This window comes from Vibrio sp. 10N.222.46.A1, from assembly GCF_041473595.1.
Classification (GTDB): domain Bacteria; phylum Pseudomonadota; class Gammaproteobacteria; order Enterobacterales; family Vibrionaceae; genus Vibrio; species Vibrio tasmaniensis_A.
This window is the reverse complement of sequence record NZ_JBFRSN010001274.1, coordinates 1-764: the sequence shown is the minus strand read 5'-3', so window position 1 is coordinate 764 and position 764 is coordinate 1. Positions and strand designations below refer to the sequence as shown.

The 764-nt window shown below is 41.8% G+C and carries 1 protein-coding gene; it reads left to right on the top strand.

Going from position 1 to position 764, the window contains the following annotated elements; all coding sequences use genetic code 11:
* Window positions 1-97 precede the first annotated feature (97 nt).
* Window positions 98-764, top strand: a 667-nt coding sequence (locus tag AB4496_RS25910) for a GAF domain-containing protein (protein ID WP_372132726.1), incomplete at its 3' end; no start/stop codon positions are given.

Sequence of the window (764 nt, the reverse complement as noted above, 5' to 3'; positions counted from 1 at the left end):
GTGGTGTGTTGTGGTAATTTAGTGTGTTAATATTGACCAGTATATAGGCTTGCATAAGAACAAGCTGTTCCCACCATATAATTGAAAGCTTTAGTGAATGAAACAACAATTTTTATTAGAAGGTCACCGAGCAGTAAACAGTTTGCTTCGAAAGCTTGCCCTTGGGTTGGATCGCAAAGAATTAAATCGTAAGATCATTCAACTCACCGAGCAGATTTTTGGTCAAAGGATGGCCTCTATCCTATTGCTAAACCCCGAATCGAATACATTACATTTAGAATATGCTCCAAACTTGCCTGATTTTTATAACCAGCAGATAGAAGGGGTGGGGGTTGGTGCCGGAATTGGTTCCTGTGGCGAAGCGGCGGCACTTAAGAAAGCTGTCATGGTCTCCAATATTAATGCACACCCGAATTGGACTCCTTTCTTAGCCTTAACCAACCAGGCTAACCTTCATGCATGTTGGTCAGTGCCAATCATCTCTTCACATGGTCACGTATTGGGTACCTTCGCAATTTACAGTCAGTACATCTCTGAACCTCATGAGTTTGAACTTGAGATCTTAGAGTTATTGGCTTCTCTGTATTCAGTCGCGCTTGAGAAGTATGAGTTAGAGAATCAACTCAACTTTTTTGCCAATCGAGACTCTCTAACACACAGTTTGAATCGCCGAGCATTGCTGATAGAAGCCGAGCAGGTGTTAACTAACCGCTGTTTTACTGAAAAAGTGATGGCATGCCTGTTTGTTGATGTCGATAAATTTA